At 56.0% G+C, this 282-nt stretch carries 1 pseudogene; it reads right to left on the reverse strand.

The features are described 5' to 3' along the window. Nucleotides 1-198 (reverse strand): annotated as a pseudogene (locus BST44_RS31270) (IS3-like element IS987 family transposase); the annotation flags it as partial. Nucleotides 199-282 lie beyond the last annotated feature (84 nt).

Below are 282 nucleotides of genomic sequence, written 5' to 3' on the forward strand. Positions count from 1 at the left end.
CGATGAACCGGGTAATTAGCGTGCTGGCCGGTCGAGCTCGGCCGCGAAGAAAGCCGACGCGGTCTTTAAAATCGCGTTCGCCCTTCGCAATTCGGCGTTGTCCCGCCGCAAGCGCTTCAGCTCAGCGGATTCTTCGGTCGTGGTCCCGGGCCGTGCGCCGGCATCGACCTGTTTATGGTTTAAAGACTTTGGGACCGTCTAGGTGCAGCCATAAGCAATTTTAGGGTGGTTCTTTTTGTTGTCTTTCGACTGCTAATCGTTGTGATCGCTGATCTCTGGGAC

Source organism: Mycobacterium scrofulaceum (genome assembly GCF_002086735.1).
Taxonomy (GTDB): Bacteria; Actinomycetota; Actinomycetes; order Mycobacteriales; family Mycobacteriaceae; genus Mycobacterium; species Mycobacterium scrofulaceum.